Below are 23,111 nucleotides of genomic sequence, written 5' to 3'. Positions count from 1 at the left end.
CCACTGTTGACGCACGGGGCACCGGAAACGTTGAGGGCCACGCGACGCGTCGACCCGGAAGGACTAGGACGCGTCGGGCGCGCCGTCGCTGCTCGCCACGGGAGCCTCGGCGGTGGCCGGCGTCTTCGGCTCGGACCACAGCCACTCCGAGGCCACGGTGAGCAGCACCCAGCACACGCCGGCGACGACGAGGTAGCGCCCGAGCGCCACGTCGACGGGCACCGCCCCCATGACGGCACCCGCCAGCGCCGGCGACGTGAGCACGGCGGCGACGAGGAGCATCGCCCCGGAGACCGGCTTCATGCCATCACCGCCAGGCGGTCACCGGAGACGGTGCCGACCGACCGGACCTGCGTCGCGCCGACGAGCTCGGTGTAGGACAGCACCGCGGTCGTCTGGAGCGCGGGCGCCACCATCCGGCGTACGGCGGCCCGCAGCTGCGGTGCGCACACGACGACGGGGCGCAGGCCCTGCTCCTCCGCGGCGGTGCGGAGGTCGGAGAGCTCACCCAGCACGCTCTGGCCGACGAGCGGGTCGAGCGCCACGACGGCGCCGTGCTCGCCGGGCCGCACGGCCTCCAGCATCCGCTGCTCGAGCAGTGGGTCGAAGCTCATCACGTGGACCACGCCGTCGAGGAGGTGCGGCGCCACGATGGCGGGGCCGAGCGCGGCGCGGGCCGCCTCCACGAGGGAGTCGGGGTCCTTGGTGGTCTGCGCCTTGAGCGAGAGCGCCTCGAAGATGCGGACCAGGTCGCGCACGGCGACGCCCTCCACCAGCAGCCCCTGCAGGACCCGCTGGACCTCGCCCAGGCTGAGCTGCGCGGGCGTGAGCTCCTCGACCACGACGGGGTGGCTGCGGCGGATGAGCTCGGTGAGGGTCTTGACGTCCTCGCGGCCGAGCAGCCGCGCCGCGTGCTGGCCGACCACCTCCGCGAGGTGGGTGGTGATGACCGAGGCCCGGTCCACCACGGTCGCGCCGCTCAGCTCGGCCTGGACGCGCAGCTCGGCGGGGATCCACGACGCCTCGAGCCCGAAGACCGGCTCGCGCGTCGGCTGGCCGGGCATCGCGCCGAGGTTGTCGCCGATCGCCAGCACCGTGCCGCGGGGCGCCTCGCCGCGGGCGACCTCGATGCCGAAGAGCCGGATGGCGTACGTGCCGGAGGGCAGGTCAATGCTGTCGCGGGTGCGGACCGGCGGCACGATGATGCCGAGCTCGCCGGCGATCTTGCGGCGCAGCGCCTTGACCCGGTCGAGGAGGTCGCCGCCGCTGGCCGTGTCGACCAGGTCGATGATGTCGGGCGAGAGCTCGAGGCCGAGCGGGTCCACCTGGATCTCCGCGGCGAGCAGCTCGGGGGTGTCCGGCGGAGCGGCCAGCGCCTGCTCGGCGAGGTCGTCGGGCGCCTCGGGGTCCGGCTTCGGGACCCGGCTGGAGGCGAGCAGCATGATGCCGCCGGCGGTGACGAAGGGCAGCTTCGGCAGGCCGGGGATCAGGCAGATGAAGAGGGCGCCGAAGCCGGCGATCTGGAGCGGCAGCTTGTTGGTGGTGAGCTGGCGCAGGATGTCGGAGCCCATGTCGGAGTCACCGGTGTTGCGGGTGACGATGAGGCCGGTCGCGGTCGAGAGCAGCAGGGCGGGGATCTGGGAGACCAGTCCGTCACCGACCGACAGCAGGCTGTAGGTCGTGATGGCGTCGCCGAACGACATGCCGCGCTGCGCCATGCCGACCGCGAAGCCGCCGAGCAGGTTGACCATCGTGATGACGATGGCCGCGATCGCGTCACCCTTCACGAACTTCGACGCACCGTCCATCGCGCCGTAGAAGTCCGCCTCGGCGTGCACCTCGTGGCGGCGACGGCGGGCCTCGTCCTCGTCGATGAGCCCGGAGTTGAGGTCGGCGTCGATGGCCATCTGCTTGCCGGGCATCGCGTCGAGGGTGAAGCGCGCGCCGACCTCGGCGACACGCTCGGCACCCTTGGTGATGACGACGAACTGGATGATCAGCAGGATCGCGAAGACGATGAGGCCGACGATCAGCGAGCCGCCGACGACGAAGTGGCCGAAGGTGTCGATCACCTTGCCGGCGTAGCCGTCGAGCAGCACGAGGCGGGTGGCGCTCACGTTGAGCGCCAGCCGGAAGAGCGTCAGCACGAGCACGACGGCGGGGAACGCCGCGAACTCCAGCGGCTTGTGCACGAACATCGCGACCAGCAGCACCAGCAGCGCGCTGGTGATGTTCAGCGCGATGAGCATGTCGAGCACGACCGCGGGCAGCGGCACCACGAGCATGACGACGATCATCACGATGCCGGCTGGTACGCCCAGCTGGAGCAGTCGCTTGGGGGCCACGAGGTGCCTTTCGGGAGGGGTCGCCTGGGGGCGCGCCTTCCGTGGCACGGGGGTGGCGCCGTCCTGGCACCACAGCCCTCATCGGCCGGTGGGGACCACTCCTGAGGAGTTCGCACCGGCGGGCCTGCTCGGACGTCGCCGCCCCGCGAGCGGGACCGACGGCAGGTCGGCGGCCTGGCGCGGGCTGTGGTGCTCGCCGCCGCGGGCGCCGGCCGTGCGGCGGGAGATGACGAACGCGAGGACCTGCGCCACGGCGGCGTACAGCTCCGGGGGGATCTCCTGCCCGACGACGGTCGAGCGGTGCAGCGCCCGGGCGAGCGGGATGTCCCGGACGAGCGGCACGCCGTGCTCGGCCGCCTGCTCGCGGATCCGCTGGGCGACCACGCCGGCACCGCGGGCCACCACGCGGGGCGCGCCGCGCTCGGCGTCGTACGTCAGGGCGACGGCGACGTGGGTCGGGTTGACCAGCACGACGTCGGCGGTCGGCACGTCGGCCATCATCCGGTTGCGCGAGGCCGCGAGCTGGCGCGAGCGGATCGCGCCCTTGAGCAGCGGGTCGCCCTCGGTCTGCTTGGACTCCTGCTTGACTTCGTGCTTGCTCATCCGGGTCTTCTTGCCCATCCGGCGCCGCACGATCGCGTAGTCCGCGACCGCCATGACCAGGCCCGCCACCGCGACGCTCCGGATCAGCGACAGCACCTCGTCGCGGACGACCTCGAGGACCGCGGAGATCGGCACCAGGCCGCCGATGAGCGGCATCAGCGCCGACACCGCGCCGTACGCCACGAAGCCGACCACGGAGCTCTTCAGGAGCATCTTGGCCCCCTCCCACAGCGCCTGGGTTCCGAAGACGCGCTTGAAGCCCTGGATCGGGTCGAGCTTCTTCAGCGACGGCTTGACGCTCTTGGTGGCGAGGAAGAAGCCGCCCTGCGCCAGGGCGGCGCCCACGCCGACGATCATGACCGCGGTGCCGAGGGTGACGAGGGTGACCATCACGTGGCGGGCGCCGCGGCCCAGCAGCGTCATCGCGTCGGAGAGCTCGACGTGGCCGCGGAGGCTGAAGCAGTCCCGCATCAGCTCCGCGAGGGCGGTCAGCTCACGACCCAGCAGGGTCGGCAGGATCATCCCGACGATCAGCAGCGTCGCCCAGCCGCCGAGCTCCTGCGTGCGCGGGACCTGGCCCTCCTTGCGCGACTCCTTGCGCTTCTTGGCTGTGGGCTTCTCGGTCTTCTCCTCCGACACCGGGTCTCACCCCCCGCCCACGAGCGTGAACTGGGCCTCGTTGGCGAGCTCGACCAGCCGCGTCACGGCCTCGGGCAGCACCGGGAAGGACAGGCCGAGGAGCAGGAGGGTCAGCCCGATCTTGGCCGGGAACATCACGTTGATCGCGTTGAGGTGCGGGGCGACCTTGGTGAGCAGCGCCAGCCCGAGGTCGGCGACGAACAGCACCGCGACGAGCGGCAGCGCGATCTGGACAGCGGTCACGAAGAACATCCCGAAGGCGGTGATCAGCACGTGGGAGGCGCCGTCGAGGCGCGGCGCCTCGCCCAGCGGCAGCACGGTGAAGGTCTTCAGCAGGCCGCCGAGGACCAGCAGGTGCCCGCCGGTGGCGAAGAGGATCATCACCGCGAGCATCTGGTGGAGCTTGCCGAAGACGGTGTTCATGTTCATCGACAGCGGGTCGAAGCCCTGGGCGAGCTGGAAGCCGCCGAAGGTGTCGATGAGCGAGCCGGCCGTCGCGATGGCGGCCAGCAGGATGTACGTCACCAGGCCGAGCGCCGAGCCCACCACGACCTGCGTGAGGGCGGTGACCAGCAGCTCACCCGTACCGGTGGGGATGCTGCCGCCGTCCACGGACGGTACGACGGCGAACGCCAGCCCGAGGGACAGCACCACCTTCGCGACCGTCGGGACCGAGCGCCCGGCGAAGGGCGGCACGAGCGCGAGCCACGCGATGATGCGCAGCGACGCCAGCAGGTAGGCCAGCAGCGGCTCGCCGGCCACAGTCAGGGTCACGGGGTCAGCCCAGCAACGAGGGGATCAGCGCGAAGAGGTCCTGGGTGAAGTCGACGAGCGTCTGGAGCATCCAGCCGCCGGAGACGAGGAGCGCGACGCCGACACCGACGAGCTTGGGCACGAAGGCGAGCGTGAACTCCTGGATCTGGGTCATCGACTGGAAGAGCGAGATCGTGAAGCCGATGACCAGCGAGGTCACCAGGATCGGCGCCGAGAGCTTCAGCGCGACCACCATGGTCTGGAGGGCGATGTTGATGACGGTGGTGTCGGTCATGGCACGAGTTCCTGGCTACTGGTAGCTCGAGACGACGGAGGTGATGACCAACCCCCACCCGTCGACGAGGACGAAGAGCAGCAGCTTGAAGGGCAGCGACACCATCACCGGCGGCATCATCATCATGCCGAGCGCCATGAGGGCGCCGCTGATCACGATGTCGATCACGAGGAAGGGGATGAAGATGATGAAGCCGATGATGAAGGCCTGCTTGAGCTCGCTCAGCACGAACGACGGCACCAGCGTCGCCATCGACACCTCGTCGCGGTTCTCCGGCAGGTCACGGCCCGCGACGTTGGTGAGCAGTCGCAGCTCGTCGTCGCCGGTCTGGTCGAGCATGAAGTCGCGCAGCGGCTCGACGCCGTCGTCGTAGGCCATCGAGGCGGTCTTGTCGCCGTCGAGGTAGGGCTGGATGCCCTCGTCGTTCATCTGGCTCAGCACCGGCGCCATGATGAACAGCGACAGGAAGAGCGCCAGCCCGGCGAGCACCTGGTTGGGCGGGATCTGCTGCAGCCCGAGCGCGTTGCGGGTCAGGCCGAGCACCACGAGCACCTTGGTGAAGCTGGTGCAGGTCAGCAGGATCGCGGGCAGCAGGGAGAGCAGCGACAGCGCGATGATGACGGTGACCGGCGTGCTGGGCTTCTTGGTCATCCCGCCGAGGTCGATGGTCACCGAGCTGTCACCGTTCGGGGCCTTCGGCCCCTTCGGGGCGCGCGGGCCGTCGGGCGCCATCGGCAGCACCGTCGAGACGTCGGCGTGCACGCCCGCGGCGGGAGCGGCGGCGGCCGGGGTGGCGGTGAGGCCGAGGAGCAGGGCAGCACCCGCGACGAGGGCGGCGAGCAGTGCGGCGAGGTGGCGCGCGACCCGAGAGCGCGCGGTCACGACGTCTTGCCCGTCGCGGCTGCGATGGCCTGGCGCCAGGTCTGCGGGGAGAGGACGGAGCCGGTCAGCGCGCCGGCGCCGGACGTACGTCCGCGGGCCGCGAGGGCGGCGGGCGCCGCGTCCTCCGGGGCGTCGGTCTCCTCGGCGAGGTCGGCGGCCAGGTCGAGGTCCTCGACCAGCTCCTCGGGGTCGAGCTCGGTGAGCAGGCTGACCTGGTGGTCGGTGGTGCCCACGACCAGCACCCGGCTGCCGACGGTGATGACGGCGACGGACGCGCTGCGGGAGAGGGGCTGGCGGTGGACCACCTGCACGGGGGCGCCGGCGCGGGCGCCGTACCGCTTCCCGACCACGCGGGCCAGGAGCAGCATGAGTCCCACGACGACCGCCAGGGAGGCGATCAGTCGCACGGTGAGCTCGAGCACGTCAGCCTGCTGTGCTCTCGTCGATGATCTCGGTGACGCGCAGGCCGAAGTCCTCGTCGACCACGACGACCTCGCCGCGGGCGATCAGCCGGCCGTTGACCAGCAGGTCGGCCGGGCTGCCGGCGGCGCGGTCGAGCTCGAGCACCTCGCCGGGGGACAGCGCCAGCAGGTCGCGCACCGTCATGGTCGTACGGCCGAGCTCGACCGTCACCTCCATGTCGACGCCGTGCAGCATCTCGATGCCGCGCTGGGGCAGGCGGGCCGGGGCCGGGACGGTGGGCTGCGGCGCCACGGTGGCCTGCACCGATGCGGAGGCGGTCGCGGCGGCGTCGGAGAAGAGGAGGGCGCCGGCGGTGAGGCCCGCGCCGAGGAGCGGCACGGCGGTGAACGGGGTGCCGAGGTCCGCGCCGACGAGGTCGAGTGCGACCTCACGGGCAGCACCGCAGCCGGTGCCGAGGGCGGTCGCGGCAGCCTCGAGCGCGGGCTGGGTGGCGGCGGCCAGGTCGAGGCCGCCGAGCGGGCTCGCGGCGAGCGCCTCGACCAGGTCGGAGCCGACCAGCACGGCGATGCGCGGCGCACCGGGCAGGTGCAGCTCGGCGACCACGGCACCGGCCAGGCCGGTGCTCGCCCAGTCGTCGCCCGGCACCGGGGTGCCGGCCTCGAGGGCGCTCGCGGCGGGCAGCACCTCGGCGGCCGCCGCGGCGGCGGTGACGACGCTCGCGTGGAGGTCGGCGAGGGTCAGGTCGGGCGTGGTGGTCATGCGTTCTCCTTGGTGCTGGCGCTGGCGGTGCCGACGACCAGGGCGGCCAGCCGGGCGCCGTGGCTGCCGGCCGTGGCCTGGGCGAAGGTGGCCTCGCCGACCACGACGTCGAGGGGGTCGGTGGCGCGGTGCGCGAGGCGCAGCACGTCACCGACGGCGAGGTTGGTGAGGGCGTCGGGGCCGAGGCGGGTGGGACGGAACCGGACGACCGCGTCGACGGGAACGTCCTGGAAGCGGCGGTCCACGAGCTCGGCGGAGCGGCTGCGCTGCAGGCGCTCGTGCTCCGACACCACCGCCGGGGCAGCCGCCTTGGCCAGGACCGGGTGCAGCCCGGCGAAGGGCATGCAGAACGTGACCGGGTAGGTCCGCTCCTTGATCGTGAGGTCGAAGCTCGCCACGACCACCGCGTCGCCCGGAGCGGCCGCCTGGGCCAGCTGCGGGTTGTACTCGATGCCGACGACGGTCGGCGTGACCTCGACGACGCTGGCGACGCTGTAGGCCAGCTCGCCCATCAGGCGCGTGATCACGCCGCGCACGACGGCACTCTCGATGTCGGTGAGGGGCCGCTGCGGCTGGTTGTCGGAGCCGGGACCGCCGAGCATCTGGTCGATGGCGCCCATCACGACGGGCAGCGGGAGGTCGAGCAGGGCGAGGCCGGGCAGCGGCTCCGTGCTCACCTTGACGGCGTACGTCATGGGGTCGAGGGTGTCGACGTGCTCGGCGTAGGTCTGCTGCACGACGCCGCGCAGCTGCGCCGTGCACACGGTGCGCAGCGCGGTGGTGAAGACCGTCGCCATCTGACGCGCGAACCCGTCGAAGCTGACCTGGAGCAGGCGGGTGTGCTCGCGGGAGAGCTGGATCGGCCGGCGGAAGTCGTACTTCGTCGGCTCGGCGCCGTTGCGGGCACGCCGACGTGCCCGGGCACCGGGGTGCGCGGGTCCGCGGGGGGTCTGCAGGGCGGTCACGAAGTCAGGTATCGGCCTTCCGGACCGGGACCTGAGGGATTCGGGGCGGACTCGTGCGTCCGCCGCCCTGCTACTGGGTGACGAACTCGGTGAAGTACACCTCCAGCACGTCGCCGTGGTAGTCCTCGTGCAGCTTCTCCTCGAGCTGGTGCTTGAGCTCCTTGCGCTGGCCGGCCTTGGTCAGCTCGGCCTGGTCGACGCCGCTGAACAGGTCGATCGTCGCGTCGAGCGCCTTGCTCCCGTCCGCCTCGTGGGCGTCGGCGGAGAGCTGGAGGGCGATGCCGACGCGGAGGTAGTGGCCGTCCGCGAGGTTGATCTGGATCGGCTCCATGGTCATCACCTCGCCGGGCTCGGGCTCGGCGGGGCCGCTGGGCCGCAGCAGGAACCACCAGGCGGCGGCCGCGCCGACGACGAGCACCAGTGCGATCGCGATCAGCTTCTTCTTCTTGCCCCCGGTGGGCTCGGGCGCGTCGGCGCCCGCCGCGGCGGGACGGTCCAGGGTGGCGGTGGTCATGAGGATCCTCCCTCGGTCGAGTCGTGGCTGCCCCCGCTGCGTGCGGCGGCGACGTCGTCCAGCAGCTCGCGTGAGCCTGCCGGCAGCTGCGAGAGGACGACGATGTCCACCCGCTTGTTGATCTCCTGCGAGCCCGGCTTCCGCGGGTCGACCAGCGGCACCTCGTGCCCGAAGGCCGCGGCGCTGAGCCGCTCACCGGGGATCCGGCCGACCTCCTGGAGGTAGCGCAGCACGGTGACCGCGCGGGCGGAGGAGAGGTCCCAGTCGGTGGCGAAGAAGCGCGGCTTGACCGGCACCTGGTTGGTGTGGCCGTCGATCCGCAGGTCCTCGGTGGCGCCGCGCAGCACCGGCCCGATCGCCTCGAGCACCCGCTGGCCGCGCCGGCTCAGCTCGGCCCGGTCGGGCTCGAAGACGACGTGGCGCGAGGTCAGGCTGAGCACCAGGCCCCGGTCGTCCACGCGGCGCGTCACGTCACCGTTCAGCCCGGCCTTGCGCAGCGCGTCGGCCAGCCGCTCGCCGAGCGCGTCGAGGCGCGCCACCTCGGCCTGGGCCTCGGTGTACTCCTCGTCCTGGCGCGCCAGCGCCTGCTGGGCGCGCTGCGCGGCCGGGGCGGCCGCCATGAAGTTGTCGGGCTTCACCGGCTGGACAGCGGCGACGCCGGGCGCCTCCATGATCGACTCCGAGCCGGTCATCACCGACGTGGAGTCGCCGAAGCCGGCGGCGAGGCCGTCCTTGAGCGCGTTGAACTTCTTCTGGTCGACCGAGCTCATCGCGAACATGACGATGAACAGCACCATCAGCAGCGTCACCATGTCGGCGTACGTCACCAGCCAGCGCTCGTGGTTCTCGTGCTCCTCGGGCTCCTCCTTGCGCCCGCGCCGTCCTCCCGAGCTCATGTCAGGCGGCCTTGGCGTCGGACGGCTGCTCGCCGGCGGGGAGCAGGGACGACAGCTTCTGCGCGATCACGCGGGGGTTGGAGCCGGCCTGGATCGCCGCGACGCCCTCGATGACGAGCTCCATGCGGGCGGCCTCGAGCTCGGTGAGCCGCTTGAGGCGGTTGCCGATCGGCAGCCAGATCACGTTGGCCGACATCACGCCCCACAGGGTCGCGATGAAGGCGGCGGCGATGAGGTGGCCGAGCTCCTCGGGCTGGGCGAGGTTCTCCAGGACGTGCACGAGACCCATGACCGTGCCGACGATGCCGATGGTGGGGGCGTAGGCGCCGGCGTCGGCGAAGAACTTGGCCGAGTGCTTGCCGTGCGCCTTGGTGGCGTGCACCTCGGCCTCGAGGATCTCGCGCACCTCGTCGGGGTCGGTGCCGTCGATGGCGAGCGTGACGCCCTTGACGAGGAACGGGTCGTCGACCTTCTTCAGCTCGTCCTCGAGGGCGAGCAGCCCCTCGCGCCGGGCCTTCTCGGCCAGCGCGACCACCATGGGCACGACCTCGCCCGCCGGGCGCACCTTGCCGGTGAAGGCGGTCTTGAGCGAGGCGAGCGCGTTCTTGGCGTCGGGGATCGTGCCGCCGGCCATGGTCACCATCAGGGTGGTGCCGAAGACCAGCAGCATCGGCGGCAGGAGGAGCAGGCTCATCGGGTTGCCGCCCTCCAGCATGTTGGAGACGACGATGATGACGAGGCCGACGAGGACCCCGATCAGGGTTGCCGGGTCCATCAGCCCTCCTCCTCCGCGGTCGGGTGGGTCGTCACCGCGGCCAGGTGGGCCCGCTGGGCGAGCGTCTGCGGGGCGACCTCGGGCATCGCGCCGGCGGCGATGATGCTGCCGCGCCAGGCGCGCACCTGGTCGATGACCTGCAGCAGGCCCTCGGCGACGACGTACTTCTTGCCGTCGACGAGCGTCACCACCGTGTCCGGGGTGCTGTCGAGGCGCTCGATCAGGTCGGCGTTCAGGACGAACGCGGAACCTGAGAGTCGGGTCAGCAGAATCATGTCGGTGCACCATCCCTGTGCGTGATCGCGAAGCCCGTCCGTGGGCCTCGATGTTCTTCATCGGCCGCCGGGTTCCCCACCTGAGGGGAACCGGCGATGTCGTGCGGCGCGTCGTGCTCGGCGCCGAGGGTGGCGGCGGACGACATCGATCCGGCAGGAGCTGATGTCGTACGCCGCCACCTTCGCGCGTCTGATGTCGTGCGCCGCCACCGTCGGCAGCGGCGGACGACTCAGCGCTTGATGTTGACGAGCTCCTCGAGCACCTGGTCCGAGGTGGTGATCACGCGCGAGCTGGCCTGGAAGCCGCGCTGGGCGAGGATCAGGTTGGTGAACTCGGCGGACAGGTCGACGTTGGACATCTCGAGGGTGCCGCCCATGAGGTCGCCGCGGCTGCCCTGGCCGGCGACGCCGAGCTCGGGGGCGCCGGAGTTGGCGCTGGCGCGGAACGCGGTCTCGCCGACCCGCTCGAGGCCGGCGGGGTTGGTGAAGTCGGCGACCGCGACGATCGCGATGTCACGCTGCACGTCGTCGGAGAAGGTGCCGCGCAGGACGCCGTCGCTGCCGATGGAGTACGACGTCATCTCCACGCCGGCGGGCAGGGTGGCCGACAGGGAGTCGAGGCTGATGTCGACCAGCGCGCCGCCGGGGTCGCCGGGGGCGAAGCCCTGGACCTTCTTGCCGCTGGAGGAGACCAGGTTGCCGGACTCGTCCCAGGTGAAGGCACCGGCGCGGGTGTAGACGCGGTCGGCGCCGGAGCCGAGGACGAACATGCCGTCGCCCTGGATCATCAGGTCGGTGGCGGAGCCGGTGACCTGGGCCGAGCCCTGGTTGAAGTTGCCGCGGGTGGCGGCGACCTGCACGCCGAGGCCGACCTGGATCGGGTTGGTGCCGCCGTTGGTGGTGCCCGCGGCGCCGGCGCCCCGCATGACCTGGCTGAGGGTGTCCTGGAAGACGGTGGTGGTCGCCTTGAAGCCGACCGTGTTGGCGTTGGCGATGTTGTTGCCGGTGACGTCGAGCATCGTCTGGTTGGCCCGGAGGCCGCTGATGCCGGAGAAGAGCGAGCGGAGCATGGAGGTTTCCTTTCGGGGACGGCGTCAGGCCGCGGGAGTGGGAGAAGGCGTGGGGGTCGGCGCGGTGGTCGTGCCGACGGAGAGGAGCTGCGCGAGCGGCACCTGGGTGCCGTCGATGTCGAAGACGGGTCCCTCGGCGCCGAAGGTGACGCCGGAGATGGTGCCGCTGTGCGTGGTGGTGCCGTCGGTGTCGATCCACGACACCTGCTGGCCGACCATCGCGCCGGCGCCGAACGCCATCTGGGAGCCCAGCAGCGCACCGACGCGGTCGGAGACGTCCTGCATCTTCTCCAGGGCGGTGAACTGCGCCGACTGGGCCAGGAACTCACCGGAGTCGGCCGGGTTGAGCGGGTCCTGGTAGCGGAGCTGGGCCACCATCAGCTCCAGGAACATCTGCTTGTCCTCCGAGGTCGCCGACGTGGTCGCCGCCCCCGTCGGGAACGCGGTGGTCGCGCTGGTCACCGCCTCGTTCGCGGAGATCGTCACGATCCCTCCTCACATGGTCAGGTCGATGCCCTGACGGGCAGCGGTGACCGGGTCTGGACGGAGCACGGTCGCTCCGTCGGTGAGGCCGTCCCTGGCTCCTGCTCCACCACGCGTCCGTGCGTGCTGGTCCTGCTGTCCTGCGTCCCCGCCCGTGGACGGGGAGTCGCCGCCGGTGCCGGCGTACGACGAGTCGGTGGTGCCGGCCTGCGTGCCGGTCTGGGTCCCGAGGGACGTGCCGGTCGGGCCGGCGGGCTGTCCGGCGAGGTCGCGCACCACGACCCGCGCCTCGGTCGCACCTGCCATCTCGAGCACCCGGCGCAGCTCGGGGGCGCCCTCGGCGAGCGCTCGGGCCGCGTCGTCACCGCCCGTGAGCTGCACCTGGACGGCGCCGTCGCGCATCGTCAGCGTCACCCGCACCTCGCCCAGCGCCTCCGGCTGGAGCCGCATGGTGAGGCGGTGGACGCCGTTGCCCCGGGACACCAGGCGGGTCACCTCGGGCGCGAGCTGCGCGGCCGGCGTGGCCGGGCGAGGACCCTCGGGCGCACCTGCCGGCGCGGCGAGCGTGCTCGTCGCAGCCGCCGGGGCCGGTACGGCGGCGGGGGCGGCCTGCGTCGGGGAGGTCGGCTGCTGCGCGGGCTCGGGGGCCGGGCTGGTCGTGGGCGCGATCGCGGCCTGGGGCGTCGATCCGCTGTCGAACGTCGGTGCCGGGGTCGCGGCCTGCGCTGCGTCGGCCGCCGTGCCGGTGGGTGCAGCAGCACCCGCAGCTGGAGCCGGCGCGCCGACCTCGACCGGCGTGCCCGCCTGCGGAGCGGCTGCCCCGTCGGCGACGACCTGCGCCACCGGTGGCTGCCAGCCGGTCGGGAGCGGCAGGACACCGATCGCCAGGGCAGCGGGGTCGGCGACGACCTCACCGGCGGCGTCGGCGGTGGCGTCGTCCGCGGCCGGCTCGTCGGTCGCCTCGGCGTCCTGGACTGGCTCGGCCGGTACGTCGACCGGAGCGGTGCCGACGGCGCCCGCGAGCGGCGTACCCGGGACCGGCGTGCCGGCCAGCAGGCTCGCCACGAGGGCCGCGAAGCCCTGGGCCGCCGGGCCGGGGTCGCCGGGCAGGGCGTCCACGACCGGGGTGGGGATCGCCGGGGCGATCGGGGTGATGCTCATGCGGCTACCTCCAGCCGGGACATGATCGACTTCACGTAGGCCTGCGTCTCGGGGTAGGGCGGGATGCCGTCATAGCGCAGCACCGCACCAGGACCGGCGTTGTACGCCGCCAGCGCGAGCTCGGTCGAGCCGAAGCGGCCCATCAGGTCGTCGAGCAGCTGGGCGGCGCCGCCGATGGCCTGCGCGGGGTCGAAGGGGTTGGTGACGCCGAGGCCCTGGGCGGTGCCGGGCATCAGCTGCATCAGGCCCTGCGCGCCGGCCGGGCTCACCGCCTGCGGGTCGAAGCCCGACTCCTGGCGCGCGACGGCGGCCAGGAGGGCCGGGTCGAGGCCGTGGGCGGACGCGGCCTGCTGGAACAGGTCGGCGTACGGCGTGCCGGGGGGCACCGTCCGTGCCGACGCGACGGTGGACGCCGAGACGGTGGAGCTCGTGGCCGCGTCGGGCAGCACCCGGCGGATGTAGTCGGGCGGGGTCGTCACCGGGACGAGCTGCACCTTGCCGCCGGGGCGGGGCGCCTCGATCATCTGGCCGTTGCCGACGTAGATGGCGATGTGGTCGGCGCCGTTGTTGCGGCTGGAGTTGTCCCACGCGATGAGGTCGCCGGGGCGTGCGTCGCTCATGCTGGCGACGGGCCGGCCCGCACGAGCCTGGTCGGCGGAGAGACGCGGCAGCTCGATGCCGAGGGACGAGTAGGCCGACTGCACCAGCCCGGAGCAGTCGACGCCCCGCTGGGGGTCGGTGCCACCCCAGACGTAGGGCAGGCCGAGCATCTCCTTGGCCTTGGCCACGACCTGGTCGCCGGTCACCGCGCCGGTGCCACCGGTGACGGTGGTGCCGGCGGTCGCGCTGGTGCGCGAGAGGACGTCGGTGAAGCCGGTCGCGCCGACGGCCGAGGAGGAGAAGGAGGACGAGCCCGGCAGCAGCGCGAGCTGGGCCTGGATCTGCGAGATCCGCGCGGTGACGTCGGTGATGCTCATGCGGACACCTCCTGCCGGGACCGCAGCCAGCGGACCGCGACGAGGTCGTCGACCTCGACCCGCTCGCGGCGGGCGCGCTCGGCACGACGCTCCTCGGCCCGCCGCTCGAGCAGGAGCTCGACGGCCGAGAGCCGCGTCTTGTCACGCTGCCAGTGCTCGCGCGCCACGGTGGTGACGGTGGTCGCCGACGCGAGCGCGGCCTCGGAGGCGGTGAGCTCGGTGGCGAGCGCGGCGGCGACGACGCGGGCGGTGGCGAAGCCGGCGGGGTCGATCGCCTCCGGGTCGGTCGCGGTGGCGAGGCGGGCGCCCACGGCGTCGAGCCGCCGGCGGGCCTCGCGCTCGTCGGCCGCGGCGCGGGTCAGGCCGAGCCGGCTGTCCTGCTCGCGGACGCCGCGCACCCGCGCGACGGCACGCATGCCGGCGTCGGGGTCGTGGTCGGGTGTGCGGGCCATCAGGCCACCAGCTCCTTGAGGGCGTGCCAGGTGTCGGCGACGGAGGTGCTGTCGTCCATGTCCTGGCGGAGGAAGTCGTTGATCGCGGGCATCCGGGCGATGGCGACGTCGGCGTCGGGGTCGGCGCCGGCGACGTACGCCCCGATCTCGACGAGCTCGCGCACCGAGCGGTGGGCGGCGAGCAGGCGGCGCAGGCGCGTGGCGTCGGCGCGCTGGTCGGTGTCGGTGACGGCGCTGGTGACGCGCGAGATCGACTCGAGGACGTCGATGGACGGGAAGTGCCCGGCGGTGGCCAGGCGGCGGGAGAGCACGACGTGCCCGTCGAGGATCGAGCGAGCGGTGTCGCCGATGGGGTCCTGCATGTCGTCGCCCTCGACCAGGACCGTGTAGAGGCCGGTGATGCTGCCGGTCGCCGACGTGCCGGCGCGCTCGAGCAGCTGCGGGAGCAGGGTGAAGACGCTCGGCGGGTAGCCACGGGTGGCCGGGGGCTCGCCGGCGGACAGGCCGATCTCGCGCTGCGCCATGGCGACGCGGGTGAGGCTGTCCATCATCAGCACGACGTGCTTCCCGCTGTCGCGGAAGAACTCCGCGATCCGGGTGGCCACGCCGGCGGCGCGGAGCCGCTCGACCGGCGGGGCGTCGGACGTGGCGACGACGACGACCGAGCGGGCCAGGCCCTCGGGGCCGAGGTCGTTCTCGATGAACTCGCGGACCTCGCGCCCGCGCTCCCCGACCAGCGCGATCACCGACACCTCGGCGTCGGTGCCGCGCGCGACCATGGAGAGCAGGCTGGACTTGCCGACGCCGGAGCCGGCCATGATGCCGATGCGCTGGCCGCGGCCGCAGGGGGTGAGGGCGTCGAGGGCGCGCACGCCGAGCCCGAGCTGGTGGTCGATGCGCGGACGGCTGAGCGCCGCGGGAGCGGCGTGGCCGACGCCGACCAGCGGGAGCTGGTCCAGCGGCGGACCGCCGTCGATCGGTCGGCCGAGGCCGTCGAGCACGCGGCCGCGCAGCGCGTCTCCCACGGGGATCCGCAGCGGACCACCCGTGTGGCGTACGACGTCGCCCGCCCGCAGGCCGGTGGTGTCACCGAGCGGGAGGCAGGTGAGCCCGGCAGGGCCGCTGGCGGCGACCTCGGCCAGCACCCGGGTGGTGCCCTCGACGGCGACGAGGTCGCCCACGGCGGCCGCGAGGCCGGTGACACGGACCTGGAGGCCGAGCAGCTCGGCGACCTGGCCGAGGCGCAGCGGGGAGACGGCGTCGAGAGCGCGGGCGCGCACGTCGGCGGTCAGCAGGGTCATGCGAGCACCTCGCCGAGTCGGCTGAGGGCCACGTCGACACGGAGGTCGACGACGTGGTCGTCGGCCTGCGCGACAGCATCGGCCAGCCCGAGCGACGGGTCCGCGACGACGCGGATCCCGTGGTCGGTGAGGTCGCCGGCGACAGCCGCGACCTCCGGGTGCAGGCGCACCGACGCGACCGGGTGCTCGGGCAGCAGGCCCAGGACCCGGTCGAGCAGGTGGGCCGGGTCCGGCTCGACCGCTCCGACGAGGGTGCGGGTGAGCTCGAGCGCGAGGGCGCCGGCCTGCTCGTCGACGCGGCGGCAGGCAGCGGCGAGGAGCTCGTGGGCAGCGTCCGCGGCCGCGTGCAGGGCGGTCAGCGCCGCAGCCAGGTCGGCGTCGCGCTGGGCCTCGCGGGCAGCGGTGGCGCGCGTCAGGTCGTCGACCTCGGCGCGGACCGCGGCCTCGGCCTCGCGGCGTCCCTGCGCCCAGCCGACGGCGTACCCCTGGGCGCGGGCGGTGTCGTGGGTGTCCTCGACGGTGCGCAGGTCGGGCAGCCGCAGGCCGGTGGGCACGAGCGGGCGGACCTCAGTCGACGAACTCATCTTCACCTCCCCGGCGCACGACGATCTCGCCGCGCTCCTCGAGGCTGCGGATGGTGCGGATGACCGACTGCTGGGCCTCCTCGACCTGGGTGAGGCGGACGGGGCCGAGGATCTCGATCTCCTCGAGCACGTTCTCCGCGGCACGCTCCGACAGGTTGCCGGTGATCTTGTCGCGCACGTCCGTGGAGACGCCCTTGAGCGCGAGGGCGAGCTCGCCGGTGTCGACCTGGCGCAGCACCTGCTGCACGTCCCTGTCGGAGAGCTGGACGATGTCCTCGAACATGAACATCCGGCTGCGGACCTCCTCGGCGAGGCCGGAGTCGAGGGACTCCAGGCCCTCGACGATCTGGCGCTCGGTCGAGCGGTCGGCGCGGTTGATGATGTTGACGAGGGGTCCCACGCCGCCGACCCGCGAGGAGTCGGTGGGCTGCAGCACCGAGGACAGCCGGCGCTCCAGCACCGACTCCACGATCCGCACGGTGTCGGGGTTGGCGCGGCCCATCACCGCGATGCGGTGCGCGACCTCGGCCTGGAGCTCCGGGGACAGCCCGGACAGCACCAGCGAGGCCTTCTCGGCCGACATGTGCGCGAGCACCAGCGCGATGACCTGCGGGTGCTCCTCGTGGATGAAGGAGCGCAGCTGGGCCGGGTCGGCCCGCTGGAGGAACTGGAACGGCAGCTGGATCGCCATCGCGGTGAGGCGCTGCATGGCCTCCTCGGCGCGGTCGTCGCCGAGCGCACGCTGGAGGAGGTCGCGGGCGAGGTCCATGCCGCCCTGCAGCATGTGCTCGCGCGCGGCGAGCATGCTGCCGAACTCGGTGATCACCTGGTTCGCCTCGCCCGGCTCGACACCGGCGAGGGTGGCGACCTCGGCGGAGATCGCCTCGATCTCCTCCTCGCTCATGTGCTCGAGCACGCTCGCGGCGCGCTCCTTGCCGAGGCGGACCAGCACGATCGCGGCCTTGCGGGCTCCCAGCCCGGTCATCACGGACATCAGGCGCGCTCCACCAGCCAGCCGCGCAGCAGCGAGGCGACCTCGTCAGGCTGGCGCTCCACCAGGGCGACCAGCTCGTCGTACATCTCGTCCGTCCCGTTGCCGTCCGCGGGCGCCAGCGCCAGGGCGGTGGCGGCCTCGTCGCGCTGCACCTGCAGCGCGGTCCGCTCGGCCTGCTCCATCCGGAGCTGCTCCACGACGTACGTCGTCGCGTCCTCGCGTGCCTTGGCGTGCTTGCGCGAGCGGCGCCAGGCCAGCCCCACGAGCAACAGCACGAGCCCACCGAGGGCGCCGTTGCGGATCCAGGTGTTGCGGGCGGCCGCGGCGTCGGCCGCCTGGGCTGCGGCGAGGGCTGCCGCGTCGGCGTCGGCGACGGAGGTGTCGAAGGGGACCGAGGAGGTCTCAATGGTGTCGCCACGGTCCGGGTTGAGGCCGATCGCGGAGGCGACCAGGTCGTTGATCTCGGTGATGTCGACCGTCACCTCGGAGTTGGTGTCGACGACCACTGCGGCGTGCAGGGACTCGACCGAGCCGGGGGCGTTCTCCGACTGCTCGACGACCTTGTCGACCCCGTTCTCACGGACGGTCGAGGTGTTGCCGTAGCTGCCGTCGCCGCCAGTGGCGCCGGTCTCGAGCTGGGCGTCGGGGCCGACCACGCCGCCGGGCGAGCCCGCGCCGGCGCCGCCGGAGTAGGTCTCGCTCTGCTCGGACTCGGCCAGGACGGGCGCCTTGCGCTTGCCGTAGGTGGTGGTCTCGCGGACGACCTTGTCGAAGTCGAGCACGGCCGTGACCTGGACCGAGGACTTGCCGGGACCGTAGATGCGGTCGAGCATCGCCTGCGCCTTGGAGCCGAGCTGGTCCTGGTAGTCCTCGACCTGGCGGTTGCGGCTGCTGCTCATCCCGCTGCCGGAGTCGTCGTTCTCGGAGAGGACGCGGCCGGCGGAGTCGGCGACCGTGACCTTGGCGGGGTCGAGGCCGTCGATGCTGGAGGCGACGAGGTTGACCACCGCCTGCACCTGGTCCGGACCGAGCGTGGAGCCGCCGCTGGTGTCGACGAGGACGGACGCCGTGGCCGGGTCCTGCTCCTCGGCGAAGACCTGCTTGGGAGGCAGGGCGAGGTGGACGACGGCGGTGTCCACGCCGTCGATCGCCTCGATGGTCGAGGCGAGCTCGCCCTCCATGGCCCGCTTGAAGTCGGTCTGCTCCTTGAACTGCGAGGTCGAGATGTCCTGGCCGTCGAGCAGGGAGTAGCCGCTGTCGCCGCTGCCGGAGGGGATGCCCTCACCGCTCAGCGCGATGCGCGTGGAGTACACCTGGTCGCGCGGGACGGAGATGGTCCCGCCTCCTCCGCCGATCTCGTACGGCGTGCCGTCGGCGTCGAGCTGCTCGACCACGGCGGACGCGTCCTCGGCGGACAGGTTCGTGTAGAGCGGGGAGTACGACGGCGCCGACGCCCAGCGGAAGACCATGAACGCGGCCAGCAGCAGGGCGCCCGTCCCGACGACGGCGACGACCTTCTGGCCGGGGCTGAAGAGGGCGAAGGAGCGGCGGAGGCGCTCCATCGCCTGGGTGATCCCGGGCCTCATCCGACCTGCATCCTCATGATCTCGCTGAATGCCTCGATGGCCTTGTTGCGCACGGCGACGGTCAGCTTGGTGGCGGTCTCCGCCTCAGCGGCCGCGAGCGTGTAGTCGTGGATGTTGGGCAGGGTGCCGGACGCCGCGCGCACGGCGAGCGTGTCGGCGGAGTCCTGGATGCCCTCGAGCCGCTCGATGCCGTCGAGCACCAGGCTGCCGAAGTCCGCGCCCTGCGTCGCGGGTGCCGCCGGCGCCTGCACTGCGGGCGCAGCGAGGGGGGTGAAGCCGCTGATGGCCTCGATGCCGCCGATGCTCATCAGCCCTGTCCGATCTGGAGTGCCGCGGTGTAGGAGTCCTGGGCGGTCTTGGTGACCTGGACCGAGGCCTGGAAGCCGCGCTGCGCCTGCACGAGCGAGGTCATCTGGACCGACATGTCCATCGCCGGGGCGCGCACGTAGCCCTCGGCGTCCGCGAGCGGGTGGTCGGGGGCGTACTCGAGCACGCCCTCCGCGTCGCCGAGCTCGATGCCGCCGACGTCGACACCGCCGTCGGGGCGGGCGTTGGCGACGACCATCTGCTGCTGGAACGCGTCCTCGCTCGTCGCGCGGACCGTGTTCGCGTTGGCGATGTTGTGCGCGAGCGAGTCGAGCCAGGTCTGGTGCATGCCCAGGCTGCTGTTGGCGATGCGCAGCATGTCGAAGGCGCCCATCAGAAGGCACCCGCCGCGGTCGTGACGAGCGCGAAGCGGTCCGAGACCGCGCGCGTCATCATCTGGTACTGGAACTGGGTCTGCACCGCCGACAGCGACTCCTGGCGCAGGTCGACGTTGTTGCCGTTCTCCCCGACCGGGGCGTTGCTCGGACGCTCGACGGGGGCGACCCCGGAGGCGGACATCTCGCCGCGCTGGAGGGCGGCAGCGAGCGAGGACTCGAAGTCGACGCTGGTCGCCCGGAAGTTCGGGGTGTCGACGTTGGCGATGTTGTCGGCGATCACGTTCTGCCGGTTCGCCAGCCCGTCGAGGGCGGTCGCCAGCACCGAGGTGACGGCGTCGGGCATGCCGAGGGACACGAGTACTCCTGCGGGAGTTGCGGGTGCCGGTCCATCGGCGAAGGGGGTGAGCGTTCCGTGCTCACTGGGTCGGATCGGCGCTGTTGCCGTCCTGTTGAGGATTTGATGAGGAGTTCTTGACCCCTCAGGGCCGTTCGGGACCTAGGTCCCGGACGGGCACCACCCGGTCGGGCCATGCCCGCACCACCCGGGCGGGCGGCGCGCGCTGGGCAGGTCGTGCGTCAGGCCGAGACGTCGACGTACGCCGCTGCGCCGGGGCGCGCCGACGTGGTCGTGCGGTGGAGTCCGGTGAGGCTGGTGCGGGTGTCGTCCAGGGCGCGGTCCAGGTCGACGCGCACGGCGGCCTGGAGCCGCAGCAGCTCCCGCACCCGGTCGACGAGGACGCCGGGCACCGGGCCGGCTGGCGTCGGCGGGGTCCACGGGGTCAGCGCGGCACCGTCGTGGCGCGGGTCCTTCACCAGCTCGGCGGCCGCGCGGGCGTCGCGCTCGAGGACGTCGAGGGCCTCCTCCCACGCGGCGACGAGCTCGTCGGCTGCGTGCACCTGCTCCGGGGCCGTCATGCGGACCGGGCGGTGTCCGTGGGGCGGGCGGCCTCGGCGGCCGCCTCCCGCCACGCGTCCGCCAGCCCGACGACCAGGTCGAGGCAGTGCGAGGTGATGGTGACGTCGCGCTTCACGTTGGCCTGCACGAGCTGCACCATCAGGTGGGTGTAGATGCTGTTGAGGCCCTCGCTGCCGTCCCAGACACCCGGGCGGAGCGACGACTGCAGCTCCACGACGATGTCCTGGGCGTGCAGCAGGTTGTTGTGGGCGACCGCGTGGTCGCCGGCCTCCTGGGCGGCGACCGCACGACGGCAGTCGAGCACGAGGCGCTCGTAGAGCATCACGAGCAGCTTGCTCGGACTGGCGGTCTCGACCGAGGACTGCAGGTAGGCGAGGGGCGTGGAGGACGCCGACGACGACCCGTAGGGGCTGGAGAAGTGCGAGGTGTAGGTCATGAGGGTGCTGTCCTTAGCTTCCCGTCGAGAGTGAGGAGAGTTGTCCGGCCAGCCAGGAGGACTGGCTGTTCATCTGGTTGAGCGCCGTCTCGAGGGCGGTGAACTGCCGGGTGAGCGCGGTCCGTCGCAGCTCCAGCCGGAGGTCCCAGTCCGCGATGTTGTCGTCGAGGCGCGAGATCGCAGCGTTGCTACCGGTGATGGCGGTGGTGAGGGTGCCCGTCTCGCGGTTGCTCGCGACGTCGGCGGCAGCCTTGACGCGCGCGACGAAGCCCGTGTCGGTGGCGGTGAGCCGGGCCTGCACGGCGGTCGGGTCCGAGTCGTACGCCTTCTTGAAGGCGGCCTCGTCGAGCACCAGCTTGCCGTAGCGGTCGGTCTGGATGCCCAGGTCGGCCAGGCTGGTGCCGTCACCGGGGAAGACGCTCGCGAGCAGCGACTCGCGCACGCTGCGGACCCCGGCGTCGCCGGCCAGGACCCCCTTCGCGGTCGAGCTCGTCTTCGTCTGGGTGTCGATGTCGGCGAGCAGGGAGTTCATGGCGTCCACGAGGCCCTTGACTGCGGTGGTCGTGGCCGCCGGGTCACGAGCCAGGACCACGTCCGACGTGGTGCCGGTCGTGGCGCCGGCCGCGAGCGTGACCGTCACCCCGGGCACGAGGTCGGCGAAGGTGTTGGACGTGGAGGTGGCGACGATCGAGTCGCCGATGGTCACCCGCGCGTCCCGGCCCTGACGGACGGTCGCGCCCCCGAGGAGAGCCGAGCCGTCGGTCGCGTCGGTGAGCGTGAAGTCGCCCGCAGCCCCCGTGGTTGCGGACTCCACGACCAGCCGGAACTGGTCGGTGCCCACCTTCACCGCCGTGGCCCGCAGGCCGGTGGCGTTCGCCGGGTCGTTGATGGCGGCCACCAGGCCCCCGAGGGTGCCGTCGGTGGCGAGTGCGACCGGTGTGGTCCCGTCCAGGCGGTCCAGGCGGACCGTGGTGGGGACGGTGCCGGCCGTCGTGGTGCCGACGGCCGTGGCGTGCTCCAGCCGGTGGCTGGCCGCGGTCTGGTCGACCCGGACCGAGAAGGACCCGGGTGCCGCCGAGGTGGTGGCGCTGACCGCGACCTTCGCCTCGGAGCTGGTGGCGGTGACCGCGTTGAACGCCGCGGGCTTGAGCAGGTCGCCCGCGCGTGTGGCGAGGGCTGCGACCTTCGTGTTGAGGGACTGCAGGGCCGACAGCACGGACTTCTCCGTGGTCTGGCGCGACCGCAACCGGTTCTGGGACGCCGCCTCGAGCTGCATGAACTGCTCGATGATCGACGCGGTGTCGAGCCCGCTGCCGAGTCCACTGATGCTGGCCGTGGCCATCGGGGTCCCTCCCTCCTAGGTCGTCCCCACCATGGGGCTGTTCGTCCCGGACTGGTTCCGGGTGGGTCGCGGTGACCGCGACCCACCCGGCGTCCGGTGGGTGTGCAGTTCCTCAGCCGTGCTCAGCGGAGGAGGGACAGGACACCCTGCGAGGCCTGGTTGGCCTGCGCCAGCATCGCCGTGCCGGCCTGGGAGAGGATCTGCGAGCGGGTGAAGCTCATCATCTCCTGGGCCATGTCGGTGTCACGGATCCGCGACTCCGAGGCCGAGAGGTTCTCGACCGCGACGTTGATGTTGTTGATGGTGTGCTCGAAACGGTTCTGCGTCGCACCGAGCTCCGCACGCTGCTTGGAGACGGCGGTGATCGCCTTCTGCACGTCGTCCGACGCCGTGGCCGATGCGATGTTCAGGACCTGACCCCCGACGGTGCCCGGGTCGGCGGCCGTCGCGCCAGCGGTGTAGAACTTCTTCAGGGCGCTGTCACCGGCGACCTTGATCGTGTCCGTGCTGGAGTAGCCGACCTGGAAGGTCTTGTCGCCCACGCCGGCGACCCCGGTGCCGCTGAAGAGGTCGGCGCCGTTGAACTTCGTGTTGGTCTGGATGCGGCCGATCTCGGTCGAGAGCTGGTCGAACTCGGCCTTGAGGGCCGTCTTCGAGTCGGTGTTCTGCGTGCCGGAGTTGTACTGCACCGAGAGGTCGTTCATCCGCTGCAGCATGGAGTGGACCTCGGTGAGGGCACCTTCAGCGGTCTGGACGAGGCTGACGCCGTCCTGGGCGTTGCGCGCGCCCACCTTGAGACCACCGACCTGCGAGCGCAGGCCCTCGGAGATGGCCAGGCCGGCCGCGTCGTCGGCAGCCCGGTTGATCCGGAAGCCCGAGGACAGCTTCTCGAGCGACTTGGACATCTGGCCCTGCGTGACCGACAGGTTGCGGTACGAGTTGACGGCGTCGATGTTCTGGTTGATGCGAAGACCCATGATG

General features: G+C 72.4%; 29 protein-coding genes. All 29 read right to left on the bottom strand.

What is annotated here, in order from left to right; all coding sequences use genetic code 11:
- Nucleotides 1–63: 63 nt before the first annotated feature.
- The 29 genes from ACE3QY_RS01815 to ACE3QY_RS01675 all read right to left on the bottom strand — a co-directional run bounded on the left by ACE3QY_RS01815 (nucleotide 64) and on the right by ACE3QY_RS01675 (nucleotide 23,107).
- Nucleotides 64–303 carry a hypothetical protein gene (locus tag ACE3QY_RS01815; protein ID WP_374454295.1) on the bottom strand — a complete coding sequence of 80 codons (240 nt, stop codon included), beginning with the start codon at nucleotides 301–303 and terminating at the stop codon, nucleotides 64–66.
- Complete coding sequence (locus tag ACE3QY_RS01810; RefSeq protein WP_374454294.1) at nucleotides 300–2,345, bottom strand: flagellar biosynthesis protein FlhA; 2,046 nt, start codon at nucleotides 2,343–2,345, stop codon at nucleotides 300–302. Before ACE3QY_RS01810 ends, ACE3QY_RS01815 begins: the two co-directional genes overlap by 4 nt.
- A gap of 78 nt (nucleotides 2,346–2,423) precedes the next feature.
- Nucleotides 2,424–3,587: a flagellar biosynthesis protein FlhB gene (locus ACE3QY_RS01805; RefSeq protein ID WP_374454293.1), complete on the bottom strand. Its 1,164-nt coding sequence runs from the start codon at nucleotides 3,585–3,587 to the stop codon at nucleotides 2,424–2,426.
- Nucleotides 3,588–3,593: 6 nt separating this feature from the next.
- Nucleotides 3,594–4,361, bottom strand: coding sequence for a flagellar biosynthetic protein FliR (locus ACE3QY_RS01800; RefSeq protein WP_374454292.1), 768 nt, complete (start codon nucleotides 4,359–4,361; stop codon nucleotides 3,594–3,596).
- 4 nt (nucleotides 4,362–4,365) lie between these two features.
- Nucleotides 4,366–4,635: a flagellar biosynthesis protein FliQ gene (fliQ, locus tag ACE3QY_RS01795; RefSeq protein WP_374454291.1), complete on the bottom strand. Its 270-nt coding sequence runs from the start codon at nucleotides 4,633–4,635 to the stop codon at nucleotides 4,366–4,368.
- Nucleotides 4,636–4,650: 15 nt separating this feature from the next.
- The gene (fliP, locus tag ACE3QY_RS01790) at nucleotides 4,651–5,517 is read right to left on the bottom strand and encodes a flagellar type III secretion system pore protein FliP (protein WP_374454290.1); all 867 of its coding nucleotides are present in this window, start codon (nucleotides 5,515–5,517) and stop codon (nucleotides 4,651–4,653) included.
- A complete protein-coding gene (locus ACE3QY_RS01785; protein ID WP_374454289.1) occupies nucleotides 5,514–5,939 on the bottom strand; it encodes a FliO/MopB family protein in 426 nt (141 codons plus the stop codon). Before ACE3QY_RS01785 ends, fliP begins: the two co-directional genes overlap by 4 nt.
- Before the next feature lies 1 nt (nucleotide 5,940).
- Complete coding sequence (fliN, locus tag ACE3QY_RS01780) at nucleotides 5,941–6,699, bottom strand: flagellar motor switch protein FliN (protein ID WP_374454288.1); 759 nt, start codon at nucleotides 6,697–6,699, stop codon at nucleotides 5,941–5,943.
- A complete protein-coding gene (locus ACE3QY_RS01775; RefSeq protein WP_374454287.1) occupies nucleotides 6,696–7,664 on the bottom strand; it encodes a flagellar motor switch protein FliM in 969 nt (322 codons plus the stop codon). Before ACE3QY_RS01775 ends, fliN begins: the two co-directional genes overlap by 4 nt.
- Before the next feature lie 70 nt (nucleotides 7,665–7,734).
- Nucleotides 7,735–8,178 carry a flagellar basal body-associated protein FliL gene (gene fliL / locus ACE3QY_RS01770; RefSeq protein ID WP_374454286.1) on the bottom strand — a complete coding sequence of 148 codons (444 nt, stop codon included), beginning with the start codon at nucleotides 8,176–8,178 and terminating at the stop codon, nucleotides 7,735–7,737.
- On the bottom strand, nucleotides 8,175–9,074 hold the full coding sequence (locus ACE3QY_RS01765; protein WP_374454285.1) for a flagellar motor protein MotB: 900 nt from the start codon (nucleotides 9,072–9,074) through the stop codon (nucleotides 8,175–8,177). Before ACE3QY_RS01765 ends, fliL begins: the two co-directional genes overlap by 4 nt.
- Nucleotide 9,075: 1 nt before the next feature.
- A complete protein-coding gene (locus ACE3QY_RS01760; protein ID WP_374454284.1) occupies nucleotides 9,076–9,849 on the bottom strand; it encodes a motility protein A in 774 nt (257 codons plus the stop codon).
- On the bottom strand, nucleotides 9,849–10,124 hold the full coding sequence (locus ACE3QY_RS01755; RefSeq protein WP_374454283.1) for a flagellar FlbD family protein: 276 nt from the start codon (nucleotides 10,122–10,124) through the stop codon (nucleotides 9,849–9,851). Before ACE3QY_RS01755 ends, ACE3QY_RS01760 begins: the two co-directional genes overlap by 1 nt.
- 230 nt (nucleotides 10,125–10,354) lie before the next feature.
- Nucleotides 10,355–11,194 (bottom strand): flagellar hook-basal body complex protein, encoded by an 840-nt coding sequence (locus tag ACE3QY_RS01750; RefSeq protein ID WP_374454282.1) that lies wholly within the window; start codon nucleotides 11,192–11,194, stop codon nucleotides 10,355–10,357.
- A 24-nt stretch (nucleotides 11,195–11,218) separates the two neighbouring features.
- Nucleotides 11,219–11,680: a flagellar hook assembly protein FlgD gene (locus tag ACE3QY_RS01745; RefSeq protein WP_374454281.1), complete on the bottom strand. Its 462-nt coding sequence runs from the start codon at nucleotides 11,678–11,680 to the stop codon at nucleotides 11,219–11,221.
- A gap of 9 nt (nucleotides 11,681–11,689) precedes the next feature.
- The gene (locus ACE3QY_RS01740; RefSeq protein ID WP_374454280.1) at nucleotides 11,690–12,838 is read right to left on the bottom strand and encodes a flagellar hook-length control protein FliK; all 1,149 of its coding nucleotides are present in this window, start codon (nucleotides 12,836–12,838) and stop codon (nucleotides 11,690–11,692) included.
- A complete protein-coding gene (locus ACE3QY_RS01735) occupies nucleotides 12,835–13,815 on the bottom strand; it encodes a transglycosylase SLT domain-containing protein (protein WP_374454279.1) in 981 nt (326 codons plus the stop codon). The genes ACE3QY_RS01740 and ACE3QY_RS01735 overlap by 4 nt, the downstream gene beginning before the upstream one ends.
- On the bottom strand, nucleotides 13,812–14,267 hold the full coding sequence (locus ACE3QY_RS01730; protein WP_374454278.1) for a flagellar FliJ family protein: 456 nt from the start codon (nucleotides 14,265–14,267) through the stop codon (nucleotides 13,812–13,814). The genes ACE3QY_RS01735 and ACE3QY_RS01730 overlap by 4 nt, the downstream gene beginning before the upstream one ends.
- Complete coding sequence (locus ACE3QY_RS01725) at nucleotides 14,267–15,568, bottom strand: FliI/YscN family ATPase (RefSeq protein WP_374454277.1); 1,302 nt, start codon at nucleotides 15,566–15,568, stop codon at nucleotides 14,267–14,269. The genes ACE3QY_RS01730 and ACE3QY_RS01725 overlap by 1 nt, the downstream gene beginning before the upstream one ends.
- Entirely contained in the window at nucleotides 15,565–16,152 is a 588-nt protein-coding gene (locus ACE3QY_RS01720) for a hypothetical protein (protein ID WP_374454276.1), read from the bottom strand. The genes ACE3QY_RS01725 and ACE3QY_RS01720 overlap by 4 nt, the downstream gene beginning before the upstream one ends.
- Nucleotides 16,136–17,146: a flagellar motor switch protein FliG gene (fliG, locus tag ACE3QY_RS01715; protein WP_374454275.1), complete on the bottom strand. Its 1,011-nt coding sequence runs from the start codon at nucleotides 17,144–17,146 to the stop codon at nucleotides 16,136–16,138. Before fliG ends, ACE3QY_RS01720 begins: the two co-directional genes overlap by 17 nt.
- Nucleotides 17,146–18,732, bottom strand: coding sequence for a flagellar basal-body MS-ring/collar protein FliF (fliF, locus tag ACE3QY_RS01710; RefSeq protein WP_374454274.1), 1,587 nt, complete (start codon nucleotides 18,730–18,732; stop codon nucleotides 17,146–17,148). The genes fliG and fliF overlap by 1 nt, the downstream gene beginning before the upstream one ends.
- Complete coding sequence (locus ACE3QY_RS01705; protein WP_374454273.1) at nucleotides 18,729–19,040, bottom strand: flagellar hook-basal body complex protein FliE; 312 nt, start codon at nucleotides 19,038–19,040, stop codon at nucleotides 18,729–18,731. The genes fliF and ACE3QY_RS01705 overlap by 4 nt, the downstream gene beginning before the upstream one ends.
- Nucleotides 19,040–19,432 carry a flagellar basal body rod protein FlgC gene (locus tag ACE3QY_RS01700; protein ID WP_374454272.1) on the bottom strand — a complete coding sequence of 131 codons (393 nt, stop codon included), beginning with the start codon at nucleotides 19,430–19,432 and terminating at the stop codon, nucleotides 19,040–19,042. Before ACE3QY_RS01700 ends, ACE3QY_RS01705 begins: the two co-directional genes overlap by 1 nt.
- Complete coding sequence (locus tag ACE3QY_RS01695; RefSeq protein ID WP_374454271.1) at nucleotides 19,432–19,791, bottom strand: flagellar basal body rod protein FlgB; 360 nt, start codon at nucleotides 19,789–19,791, stop codon at nucleotides 19,432–19,434. Before ACE3QY_RS01695 ends, ACE3QY_RS01700 begins: the two co-directional genes overlap by 1 nt.
- Before the next feature lie 221 nt (nucleotides 19,792–20,012).
- On the bottom strand, nucleotides 20,013–20,351 hold the full coding sequence (locus tag ACE3QY_RS01690) for a hypothetical protein (RefSeq protein ID WP_374454270.1): 339 nt from the start codon (nucleotides 20,349–20,351) through the stop codon (nucleotides 20,013–20,015).
- The gene (fliS, locus tag ACE3QY_RS01685; protein WP_374454269.1) at nucleotides 20,348–20,788 is read right to left on the bottom strand and encodes a flagellar export chaperone FliS; all 441 of its coding nucleotides are present in this window, start codon (nucleotides 20,786–20,788) and stop codon (nucleotides 20,348–20,350) included. Before fliS ends, ACE3QY_RS01690 begins: the two co-directional genes overlap by 4 nt.
- A 13-nt stretch (nucleotides 20,789–20,801) precedes the next feature.
- The gene (gene fliD, locus ACE3QY_RS01680) at nucleotides 20,802–22,130 is read right to left on the bottom strand and encodes a flagellar filament capping protein FliD (protein WP_374454268.1); all 1,329 of its coding nucleotides are present in this window, start codon (nucleotides 22,128–22,130) and stop codon (nucleotides 20,802–20,804) included.
- Between the two features lie 122 nt (nucleotides 22,131–22,252).
- Entirely contained in the window at nucleotides 22,253–23,107 is an 855-nt protein-coding gene (locus ACE3QY_RS01675; protein WP_374454267.1) for a flagellin, read from the bottom strand.
- Nucleotides 23,108–23,111: the final 4 nt, after the last annotated feature.

Source organism: Nocardioides sp., from assembly GCF_041913365.1.
In the GTDB taxonomy this organism is placed as follows: domain Bacteria; phylum Actinomycetota; class Actinomycetes; order Propionibacteriales; family Nocardioidaceae; genus Nocardioides.
Note: the sequence above shows the minus strand (reverse complement) of the source record. Positions and strands in the feature narration are given on the sequence as shown.

What these genes read in the sequence shown, in the direction of transcription:
- ACE3QY_RS01815 (WP_374454295.1), bottom strand. Translation starts at nt 303, where the DNA reads ATGAAGCCGGTCTCCGGGGCGATGCTCCTCGTCGCCGCCGTGCTCACG.
- fliQ (WP_374454291.1), bottom strand. Translation starts at nt 4,635, where the DNA reads ATGACCGACACCACCGTCATCAACATCGCCCTCCAGACCATGGTGGTC.
- fliN (WP_374454288.1), bottom strand. Translation starts at nt 6,699, where the DNA reads ATGACCACCACGCCCGACCTGACCCTCGCCGACCTCCACGCGAGCGTC.
- fliL (WP_374454286.1), bottom strand. Translation starts at nt 8,178, where the DNA reads ATGACCACCGCCACCCTGGACCGTCCCGCCGCGGCGGGCGCCGACGCG.
- ACE3QY_RS01765 (WP_374454285.1), bottom strand. Translation starts at nt 9,074, where the DNA reads ATGAGCTCGGGAGGACGGCGCGGGCGCAAGGAGGAGCCCGAGGAGCAC.
- ACE3QY_RS01760 (WP_374454284.1), bottom strand. Translation starts at nt 9,849, where the DNA reads ATGGACCCGGCAACCCTGATCGGGGTCCTCGTCGGCCTCGTCATCATC.
- ACE3QY_RS01755 (WP_374454283.1), bottom strand. Translation starts at nt 10,124, where the DNA reads ATGATTCTGCTGACCCGACTCTCAGGTTCCGCGTTCGTCCTGAACGCC.
- ACE3QY_RS01750 (WP_374454282.1), bottom strand. Translation starts at nt 11,194, where the DNA reads ATGCTCCGCTCGCTCTTCTCCGGCATCAGCGGCCTCCGGGCCAACCAG.
- ACE3QY_RS01740 (WP_374454280.1), bottom strand. Translation starts at nt 12,838, where the DNA reads ATGAGCATCACCCCGATCGCCCCGGCGATCCCCACCCCGGTCGTGGAC.
- ACE3QY_RS01735 (WP_374454279.1), bottom strand. Translation starts at nt 13,815, where the DNA reads ATGAGCATCACCGACGTCACCGCGCGGATCTCGCAGATCCAGGCCCAG.
- ACE3QY_RS01730 (WP_374454278.1), bottom strand. Translation starts at nt 14,267, where the DNA reads ATGGCCCGCACACCCGACCACGACCCCGACGCCGGCATGCGTGCCGTC.
- ACE3QY_RS01725 (WP_374454277.1), bottom strand. Translation starts at nt 15,568, where the DNA reads ATGACCCTGCTGACCGCCGACGTGCGCGCCCGCGCTCTCGACGCCGTC.
- ACE3QY_RS01720 (WP_374454276.1), bottom strand. Translation starts at nt 16,152, where the DNA reads ATGAGTTCGTCGACTGAGGTCCGCCCGCTCGTGCCCACCGGCCTGCGG.
- fliG (WP_374454275.1), bottom strand. Translation starts at nt 17,146, where the DNA reads ATGTCCGTGATGACCGGGCTGGGAGCCCGCAAGGCCGCGATCGTGCTG.
- fliF (WP_374454274.1), bottom strand. Translation starts at nt 18,732, where the DNA reads ATGAGGCCCGGGATCACCCAGGCGATGGAGCGCCTCCGCCGCTCCTTC.
- ACE3QY_RS01705 (WP_374454273.1), bottom strand. Translation starts at nt 19,040, where the DNA reads ATGAGCATCGGCGGCATCGAGGCCATCAGCGGCTTCACCCCCCTCGCT.
- ACE3QY_RS01700 (WP_374454272.1), bottom strand. Translation starts at nt 19,432, where the DNA reads ATGGGCGCCTTCGACATGCTGCGCATCGCCAACAGCAGCCTGGGCATG.
- ACE3QY_RS01690 (WP_374454270.1), bottom strand. Translation starts at nt 20,351, where the DNA reads ATGACGGCCCCGGAGCAGGTGCACGCAGCCGACGAGCTCGTCGCCGCG.
- fliS (WP_374454269.1), bottom strand. Translation starts at nt 20,788, where the DNA reads ATGACCTACACCTCGCACTTCTCCAGCCCCTACGGGTCGTCGTCGGCG.
- fliD (WP_374454268.1), bottom strand. Translation starts at nt 22,130, where the DNA reads ATGGCCACGGCCAGCATCAGTGGACTCGGCAGCGGGCTCGACACCGCG.
- ACE3QY_RS01675 (WP_374454267.1), bottom strand. Translation starts at nt 23,107, where the DNA reads ATGGGTCTTCGCATCAACCAGAACATCGACGCCGTCAACTCGTACCGC.